The organism is Nocardioides sp. Leaf374 (assembly GCF_916862475.1).
In the GTDB taxonomy this organism is placed as follows: Bacteria; Actinomycetota; Actinomycetes; order Propionibacteriales; family Nocardioidaceae; genus Nocardioides; species Nocardioides kribbensis.
In genome coordinates, this window is sequence record NZ_CAKASO010000048.1 from 20,073 (window position 1) to 28,162 (window position 8,090).

The following is an 8,090-nucleotide window of genomic DNA, read 5'->3' on the forward strand; positions in this document are numbered from 1 at the left end:
GCGCCGCGCCGCCCCGTGCCCGTCCTCGAGCTCCACGCCGCCGCGGTCACCGTCGACACCACCGACGGCGAGCGCGTGGTGCTGCACCCCACCACCCTGCGGCTGACCGAGCGCCGCGTGGCCGTGATCGGCGCCAACGGCTCCGGCAAGTCGACCCTGGCCCGGCTCTTCAACGGCCTCGTCGAGCCCACCTCCGGCCGCGTGGTCGTCGACGGTCTCGACGTGGCCCGCGAGGCCGGGGCCGTGCGCCGCAGGGTCGGCTTCTGCTTCACCGACCCCGCCGCCCAGCTGGTGATGCCGACCTGCGTCGAGGACGTCGAGCTGTCGCTGCGCCGCCACGAGCGCAACGGCGCACGGCGCCGCGCCCGGGCCCTGGAGGTGCTCGAGCGCTACGGCCTCGGCCAGCACGCCGATGTGTCGGTCCACGCCCTGTCGGGGGGCCAGAAGCAGCTGCTGGCCCTGGCCGGGGTGCTGGCCGCGGAGCCGGCCGTGCTGGTGGCCGACGAGCCGACGACCCTGCTCGACCTGGCCAACACCCGCCGCGTCGGCGACCTGCTCCTCGGCCTCGACCAGCAGCTGGTGCTCGTGACCCACGACCTCGACCTGGCCGCCCGCTGCGACCGCGTGCTCGTCGTGGAGGACGCCCGCGTGCGCTACGACGGGCCGGCCGCGGCCGGGGTCGCCGACTACGTCGCCTCGGTGGCGGAGCGCTCGTGAGCCAGCCGTCGATGGTGGCGATCCACCAGCCCGGCGACACGCTGCTGCACCGTCTGCCCGTGGGCCCCAAGCTGGCCGGCCTCGGCGCGCTCAGCCTCACCATCGTGCTGGTGCGCAGCGCCCCCGCCTCGCTGCTGTTCCTCGCCGTGGCGCTCGGCCTGGCCCTGCTCGCGCGGGTGCGGCTGCCACTGCTGCTCACCGCCGCGCGCGGCGTGCTGCTCATCGCGCTGGTCGCCTCCCTCGTGCAGGGCCTCTTCTACGGCGCCGGCAAGGCCGTCGAGACCTTCGTCGACCTCCTCGCCCTCACCCTCGCCGCGGTCGTGGTCACCGCCACGACGCCGGTCAACGCCATGCTCGACGCGCTCGTGCGCTGGTCGGGCCCGCTGCGCCACGTCGGGGTGCCGCCCGAGCGGGTCGCCCTCACCGTCGGCCTGGCCGTGCAGGCCCTGCCCGGCACCGTCGCCCTGGCGCTGGAGACCCGTGACGCCGCCCGCGCCCGCGGCCTGGGCCGGCACCCCCGCGCCTACCTCACGCCCTTCGTGGTGCGGGTGGTGGCCCGCGCCCACGAGACCGGTGACGCGCTCGCGGCCCGCGGGCTCGGCGACGACTGAGCCGGGCGGTGCGCGGCGGCGCCGTAGGATCGGGGGGTGCTGACCCTCGACCCGCAGACCGCCGACGAGGTCTACCGCGTCGCGCTGGCCGGCGACCGGCGCCCGCCGCTGCGGCGGGCCCTCGTGGTGGCGCTCGACGTCTGGTTCGCCCTGAGCGGCGGCACCCTGGAGTGCTCCTCGGCCGGCACGGTGGAGGTGCACGAGCGACACACCGGGCGCCGGGTGCTGGCCATCGACGTGGAGAACCCCGAGGTCGCCAGCCACACCCTGCACCACCTGCGCACGGAGCTCGCCGAGCTCAGCCCCGAGGAGTTCCGCGAGCAGTGGGGCGTCGACGAGCGGGCGGTCTGACCCTCGCACCACCAGCCCGGTCCGGCCTCACCAGCCCGGCCCCACCAGCCCGGCCTCACCAGCCCGGCGGGCGCCGGTGGTGCCACGGCGCGGCCGCCTCGACCTGCGCGGCCAGCGACAGCAGCAGCTCGTCCTCGGCCGGGCGCCCGGCCAGCATGACGCCGACCGGGAGACCCTCGGCGGTCCAGTACAGCGGCAGCGAGACCGCCGGCATGCCGGTGACGTTCCACGCCGAGGTCCAGGGCGTGAACGCCTTCTGCGCGGCGAAGTCGGCGGCGGGGTCGGCGTCGTCGCGGATCGCGCCGACCGCCAGCGGCGGGCTCGCCAGCGTCGGGGTGAGCACGGCGTCGTAGGGGGCCAGGGCGGCGAGGGCGTTGGCGGCGTAGCGGCGCATCGCGCCGATCGCCAGGCCGAGCTGGGGGCCGCTGACCGCGTGGCCGCGCTCGGTGAGCCACCGGGTCAGCGGACGCAGCAGCGCCTCGCGGCCGGCCGGTGCGGCCGACAGCGCGGTGAGCACGGCCCAGCAGGTCTCGAAGACCGGCACCGCCTCGGGAGGCAGCGGCACGGGCACGTCGACGACGTCGTGGCCCAGTGACTCCAGCAGCCGCGAGGCGTCCTCCCAGGCGCTCACGCTGGAGGCGTCGACCGGCACGTCGGCGATCACCGGCGCCACGAAGCGGGCGATGCGCAGCCGCCCCGGCTGACGGTCGCAGGCCTCCAGGAAGGTCGTCTGCGGGGGCGCCGCCCAGAAGGGGTCGCCCACCCGGTGCCCCTCGAGCACGTCGAGCAGCGCGGCGGCGTCGCGCACCGTGCGCGCCAGCGGGCCGGCCACCGCGAGGCCCACGGGGTCGCCGTACATCGGGAAGCCGCTCACGCGACCCCGCGAGGGCTTGAGGCCCACCAGGCCACAGCAGGAGGCCGGGATGCGGATCGAGCCGCCGCCGTCGGAGCCCTGCGCCACCGGCACCAGACCGGCCGCGACGGCCGCGCCCGCGCCGCCGGAGGAGCCGCCGGCCATGCGGGTGCGGTCCCACGGGGTGACGGCCGCCGGTCGACCCTCGGGCTCGGTGTAGCAGGGCGACCCGAACTCCGGGGTGCTGGTCTTGCCCAGGCTGACCAGGCCACCGTCGTCCACGGCCAGGGCGACCGCGTCGGAGACCTCGGGCACGAAGTCGTCGAAGGCGGCCGAGCCGAAGGTCGTGGGCACGCCGGCGGTGAGGTTGAGGTCCTTGATAGCCGTCGGCACCCCCCACAGCCGCGAGACCGACCCCGACGGCCCCGCCTCGCCCGGGGCGCACCGGCCCAGGGAGGCGGCGCGCTCGAGGGCGCGCTCGGCGGTCACGGTGACGAAGGCCCCGACGTCGTCGAGGCGCGCCACGCGGTCGAGGTAGTGCTCGGTGAGCTCCAGCGGGGAGACCTCCCCGCGCCGGACCAGGTCGCCCTGCTCGAGGGCGGTGAGCTCGTGGATGTCGTGCAGGTCGACCATGCGCCGACGCTAGCGCCTCGGGGTCGTCCTCAGGACGGCACGCCGCTGACGGCCAGGGCGACACCCAGCGCGAGGAGACCGGCCCAGACCGGCACCGCCAGCAGCGGCACCCAGAAGGCCACGCGCCGCCGGACCATCCGCACGGTGGACCAGCAGGTCGCGATGAGCAGCACGACCCACGGCGAGCCGGCGGCGACGAGGACCCCGGCGCCGATGCGGCCGGTGTCGCACTGCACCGAGCCGCCGCACCCGTCGGAGACCATCCCGAGGAAGAGGCCGAAGAACGACGCGACGAGCGCGCCCATGGCCAGCACCAGCAGCTCGAGGATCGTCACGGTGACGTCGAGCGGGCGCGAGCGCGGCGCCGGAGGGCGCACCGGCGGCGGCACCGCCGGCCCGTACGGCGCGTAGGGCACCGGCGGGGCGGGGTCGGGCCGGGGGTCGCTCACGCACCGCATGTTACTGACCGTTGCGACCACTACCTGACCGTCACGACGGTCAGCCAGTGGTCCCAACGGTCAGTAAGACGTGTCCCCCCGCGTGTATCAGGCCGCGGAGGTGGCGGGCTGGTAGGCGGCGAGGGTCTGCACGGCGCCGGTGAGGCGGCCGAGCACCTCGGCGTCGGTGAGCACGTCGACCTCGAGGGCCGACTGCGAGACGAGGACGTCCTCGACGACGGTGGCGCCGGCGATGCCCGCGGAGCGCACGGTGTCGGCGTGGGCCCACTTGCCGCCGTAGGGGGTGGGGGTGGCACCGACGACGCCGAAGGGCTTGCCCACGATGGCGCCGGCGCCGTAGGGGCGCGAGAGCCAGTCGATGGCGTTGTTGAGCACGGCCGGCATCGTGCCGTTGTACTCGGGGGTCACGGCGAGGACCCGGTCGGCCGCGGCGACGCGCTCGCGCAGGGCGACCGCGGCGGCGGGGGCGTCGCCGGCGTCGAGGTCCTCGTTGTAGAACGGCAGGTCGGCGAGGCCGTCGACGATGTCGAGCACGACGCCCTCGGGGGCCTGGTCGCGCAGGACCTCGGCGAGGCGACGGTTGAGGGAGTCGGCGCGCAGGCTGCCGACCAGGACGGCGACGGTGGTGGTGGTGGTCTCGACGGTGGTGGTCTCAGACATGGGGGTGCTCCTCGGAGGACGGTCGGTCCCGCCGTCGGGCGGGTGATGGGGTGCCGGCGGCGGGCCGGCGGGTCTGCGGTCCGGTGGTGCCGGACGGTCGCGATCTTAAACGGACCACAGTCCGTTTCCATTCCCGCACTGCTGTGGAACCGGTCACCCGGCTGGTCCGGCTCCCTACACTGGGCGCACCATGACCGAGCGGCCCCTCCTCCCCCTCCTCCACGACGCCCCGGTCGAGCGCGCCGATGCGGCCCGCAACCGCGCGGCCCTGCTGGAGGCCGCGGGCCGGCTGATCGGGCGGTGCGGCGGACTGGAGCGGGTCACGATGGAGGCGGTCGCCGCCGAGGCGGGCGTCGGCAAGGGCACCGTCTTCCGCCGCTTCGACTCGCGCGAGGGTCTGATGGCGGCCCTGCTCGACCACTCCGAGACCGCCTGGCAGGCCTCGGTCATCTCCGGCCCGCCGCCCCTCGGGCCCGGCGCTCCCCCGCTCGACCGGCTGCTGGCCTTCGGCCGCTCGCGGATCGAGGCCACCCTGCTCAGCGCCGACCTCATCCGCGCCGCCGGGCGGGCGGGCACGCGGTCCTACGCGGCGTACTCCTTCGTCGCCATGCACGTGCGCCACCTGCTCACCGAGCTCGGGGTGAGCGGCGACCTGCCCCTGCTGGCCACCGCCCTGCTCGCCCCTCTCGAGGTGCCGGTGCTGGAGCAGCAGGTGCGCGTGGAGGGCTTCGCCGTCGAGCGGGTCTACGCCGCCTGGGCCGACCTGGTCCACCGCGTCGTGGCCTGAGCGGCCGGCCCGGGGCTCAGCCCGCGTGGCGGCGCAGGCCGAAGGTGACGCCGTCGACGAGGGCGCCCCAGGAGGCCTCGATGACGTTGGCGCCGACCCCGACGGTGACCCACGACGACTCCCCGTCGGTGGTCTCGATGAGCACCCGGGTGATGGCGTCGGTGCCGTGCCCCTGGTCGAGGATGCGCACCTTGTAGTCGATCAGCTCGAAGCGGGCGACCTCGGGATAGGCCTGCCCGATGGCGGCGCGCAGGGCCTGGTCGAGGGCGTTGACGGGACCGTTGCCCTCGCCGGTCACGACGTAGCGCACGTCGGCGGCACGCAGCTTCACCGTGGCCTCCGACAGCGCCTCCACCCCCACGGGCGCCCCCGCGCGGGTCTCGGTGATGACGCGCCAGGACTCGACGTCGAAGTACGACGGGCGGCGGCCCTCGACCTCCTCGACGAGCAGCAGCTCGAAGGAGGCGTCGGCGGCCTCGAAGGTGTAGCCGCGCGACTCCAGCACCTTGACCCGGTCGGTGATGCGGCCCACGAGCTCCTTGCGCGACTCCCCGGAGAGGTCGAAGCCCAGCTCGCGGCCCTTGAGCTCGATCGAGGCGCGACCGGCCATGTCGGAGACCAGCAGCCGCATGTCGTTGCCGACGCCGACGGGGTCCATGTGCTGGTAGAGGTTCGGGTCGACCTTGATCGCACTGGCGTGCAGCCCCGCCTTGTGGGCGAAGGCGGAGGTGCCCACGTAGGGCTGGCGGGAGGCGGGCGGGACGTTGGTCACCTCGGCGACCGCGTGGGCGATGCGGGTGGCCTCGCGCAGGCGTCCCTCGGGCAGCAGGGCGCGACCGGTCTTGAGCTCGAGGTTGGCCACGACGGTGACCAGGTCCGCGTTGCCGGTGCGCTCGCCGTAGCCGTTGATGCAGCCCTGCACGTGGGTCGCCCCGGCCTCGACGGCCGCCAGCGAGCTGGCCACCGCGCAGCCGGTGTCGTTGTGGGCGTGGATGCCCACGTGGAGACCGCCCGACCCGGCGCCGGACCCGCGGGAGCCGAGGGACTCCACGACGTCGTGCACGGTGTCGGCCACCCAGGGCGGCAGCATCCCGCCGTTGGTGTCGCACAGCGCGACGACCTCCGCCCCGGCCTCGGCCGCGGTGCGCAGGACCTCGAGGGCGTAGGCGCGGTCGAGGCGGTAGCCGTCGAAGAAGTGCTCGGCGTCGACGAAGACCTGCTGGCCCTCCTCGCGCAGGTGGGTGACGGTGTCGCGCACCATCGCGAGGTTCTCCTCCAGCGTGGTGCGCAGCGCCAGCTCCACGTGGCGGGTGTGCGCCTTGGCCACCAGGGTCACGGTGCCGGCGCCGCTGTCGCGCAGGGCGGCCGTGCCCGGGTCGTCGGCGGCACGCACGCCGGCCCGGCGGGTCGCCCCGAACGCCGCGAGCCGGGCGTGGCGCAGGTCGAGCTCGGTGGCGGCACGACGGAAGAACTCGGTGTCCTTGGGGTTGGCTCCCGGCCAGCCGCCCTCGATGTAGCCGACGCCGAGGCCGTCGAGGAGCGTGGCGATGGTCAGCTTGTCGGCGACGGAGAGGTTGAGCCCCTCCTGCTGGGCGCCGTCGCGCATGGTGGTGTCGTAGACGTGGAAGTCGCCGTGCAGGTCCATGGTCTCGGTGGTCTCCGTCGTGGTCCGGGCACAAAAAAACCTCTCGCGTGCGAGAGGTGGCGCGTCGGGGGCCCGGGTGGGCGCTCGACGCGCTAGCGAATGATGACGTGGTGCTGCATGCCGCTCATGCTGCCACGCGGGGCCGGCCCCCGACAGGGAGTCCCACGATGCGGCCCGGCGAGAGGCCCCGGCGACCGTACGGTGCCGGGCGGCGGCCCAGGAGGATGCACCTCGCGGCTGCTAGGGGGAGGGGCACGGTCGTGCCCCTCCCCCTAGCAGCGGCGGGCGGTGGTCCGGCGATGGCCCGGCAGCGGCCCGGCAGCGGCCCGACGGCACCGTCGCGGATCGCGGCCGCCCACCGGGGACGGCACGTCTCGGGTCCTCAGAACCGTGGGGTCGGGCGGCCGCGCGGTGCGGACAGGCCGCTCCGGGCGCCCGTCGCTCAGCCGGCCGCCCACCAGGAGGGCAGGCTGACGTCGGCCAGGGGCGGGCTGTCGTCGGGGGTCCAGCGGGTGCCGCCCTGGGCCTGGGCGAAGGCGCCGGCGGCCGCGAGGAGGACCAGCACGACGAGCGACACCACCCAGCGCGCGCCCGAGCGTGCGGCCGGCTCGACCACGCGGGCCAGGGGGCTGCGGACCCGCGAGCCGCCCGGCCCGGCCCACAGCGACACCGCGACGGTGGCGCCCGAGACGAGGAGGATGGTCGGGGTGGTGGCGGCGACGGCGTAGCACAGCAGCGCCACGGCCAGGCCGAGGCCGACGCTCCACAGGGTGAGCACCGCCGTGGCCGGCAACGAGCGGGTCAGCGTCCAGGGGGCGGCCAGCAGCAGGCGGGGGCCGTCGTACCACTTCGGCCCGCGGGCCCGTCGCCGGTCGGCGGCGACGCTGCCGGCCAGCGACCCGCCCCGCAGGACGGTGACGAGGACCAGCAGCACGGCGAGGGTCACCCACGGCGCGGCGGCCGTCGCGGTGCCGACCGCGCCCGCCGCGGCGACCAGCAGCGTCGCCCGTCGCGCCCGCTCGGCCAGCGGGGCCCGGGCCACCTCGACCGGTGCGCCCCAGGGCTCGTGGGCCCAGGGGTCCCCGGAGCCCTCAGGACCGTCGGGGTCGTGCCCCTCCGGTCGCACGCCGGGATGTCCGCCCGGAGGCTCACCGGGACCGGCCTCGGGCCGGGGGGCCGACCAGGGGTCGGGGTCGCCGAGGCGGCGGGTGGGGTCCTCCTCGTAGACGCGGGTCGGCGGGTGGTCGCGCTCGACGAGCGTGCCGTCGGGTCCCCGCCCGTCCGGGCAGGTAGCCCATCCACGCCGAGGACCAGGTGGTCATCGTCGACGACTCGCTCGTCGGTCTGCTCGCTCCGCACGTCGCGCAGCTGACCA

Annotated in this window: 9 protein-coding genes; 4 read left to right on the plus strand and 5 right to left on the minus strand. The window is 75.9% G+C overall.

The features are described 5' to 3' along the window. The first annotated feature begins 15 nt into the window (after window positions 1-15). Genes LPA27_RS17030 through LPA27_RS17040 form a run of 3 tightly spaced genes read left to right on the plus strand, consistent with a single transcriptional unit; the run spans window position 16 to window position 1,679 of the window. Window positions 16-717 carry an energy-coupling factor ABC transporter ATP-binding protein gene (locus tag LPA27_RS17030; protein WP_228943203.1) on the plus strand — a complete coding sequence of 234 codons (702 nt, stop codon included), beginning with the start codon at window positions 16-18 and terminating at the stop codon, window positions 715-717. Continuing rightward, window positions 714-1,328 (plus strand): energy-coupling factor transporter transmembrane component T family protein, encoded by a 615-nt coding sequence (locus LPA27_RS17035; RefSeq protein WP_082499906.1) that lies wholly within the window; start codon window positions 714-716, stop codon window positions 1,326-1,328. The genes LPA27_RS17030 and LPA27_RS17035 overlap by 4 nt, the downstream gene beginning before the upstream one ends. A 36-nt stretch (window positions 1,329-1,364) precedes the next feature. Then, complete coding sequence (locus tag LPA27_RS17040; protein ID WP_056862320.1) at window positions 1,365-1,679, plus strand: hypothetical protein; 315 nt, start codon at window positions 1,365-1,367, stop codon at window positions 1,677-1,679. A 55-nt stretch (window positions 1,680-1,734) separates the two neighbouring features. On the opposite strand, the gene LPA27_RS17045 is transcribed toward LPA27_RS17040, so the two are convergent. From LPA27_RS17045 to LPA27_RS17055, 3 genes are all read right to left on the minus strand, one after another. Then, window positions 1,735-3,165: an amidase gene (locus LPA27_RS17045; protein WP_228943204.1), complete on the minus strand. Its 1,431-nt coding sequence runs from the start codon at window positions 3,163-3,165 to the stop codon at window positions 1,735-1,737. A 29-nt stretch (window positions 3,166-3,194) separates the two neighbouring features. Further along, window positions 3,195-3,614 (minus strand): hypothetical protein, encoded by a 420-nt coding sequence (locus LPA27_RS17050; RefSeq protein ID WP_228943205.1) that lies wholly within the window; start codon window positions 3,612-3,614, stop codon window positions 3,195-3,197. A 96-nt stretch (window positions 3,615-3,710) separates the two neighbouring features. After that, a complete protein-coding gene (locus tag LPA27_RS17055) occupies window positions 3,711-4,283 on the minus strand; it encodes an NAD(P)H-dependent oxidoreductase (RefSeq protein ID WP_228943206.1) in 573 nt (190 codons plus the stop codon). Between the two features lie 190 nt (window positions 4,284-4,473). On the opposite strand from LPA27_RS17055, the gene LPA27_RS17065 reads away from it, so the two are divergent. Beyond that, window positions 4,474-5,070, plus strand: a complete 597-nt coding sequence (locus LPA27_RS17065) for a TetR/AcrR family transcriptional regulator (protein ID WP_228943207.1) — start codon at window positions 4,474-4,476, stop codon at window positions 5,068-5,070. A gap of 16 nt (window positions 5,071-5,086) precedes the next feature. On the opposite strand, the gene cimA is transcribed toward LPA27_RS17065, so the two are convergent. Together cimA and LPA27_RS17075 are read right to left on the minus strand one after the other, a co-directional pair. Then, the gene (gene cimA / locus LPA27_RS17070; RefSeq protein WP_228943208.1) at window positions 5,087-6,715 is read right to left on the minus strand and encodes a citramalate synthase; all 1,629 of its coding nucleotides are present in this window, start codon (window positions 6,713-6,715) and stop codon (window positions 5,087-5,089) included. Window positions 6,716-7,157: 442 nt separating this feature from the next. Next, complete coding sequence (locus tag LPA27_RS17075) at window positions 7,158-7,841, minus strand: hypothetical protein (protein WP_228943209.1); 684 nt, start codon at window positions 7,839-7,841, stop codon at window positions 7,158-7,160. Between the last annotated feature and the right edge of the window lie 249 nt (window positions 7,842-8,090).

What these genes read in the sequence shown, in the direction of transcription:
- LPA27_RS17045 (WP_228943204.1), bottom strand. Translation starts at nt 3,165, where the DNA reads ATGGTCGACCTGCACGACATCCACGAGCTCACCGCCCTCGAGCAGGGC.
- LPA27_RS17055 (WP_228943206.1), bottom strand. Translation starts at nt 4,283, where the DNA reads ATGTCTGAGACCACCACCGTCGAGACCACCACCACCACCGTCGCCGTC.
- LPA27_RS17065 (WP_228943207.1), top strand. Translation starts at nt 4,474, where the DNA reads ATGACCGAGCGGCCCCTCCTCCCCCTCCTCCACGACGCCCCGGTCGAG.
- cimA (WP_228943208.1), bottom strand. Translation starts at nt 6,715, where the DNA reads ATGGACCTGCACGGCGACTTCCACGTCTACGACACCACCATGCGCGAC.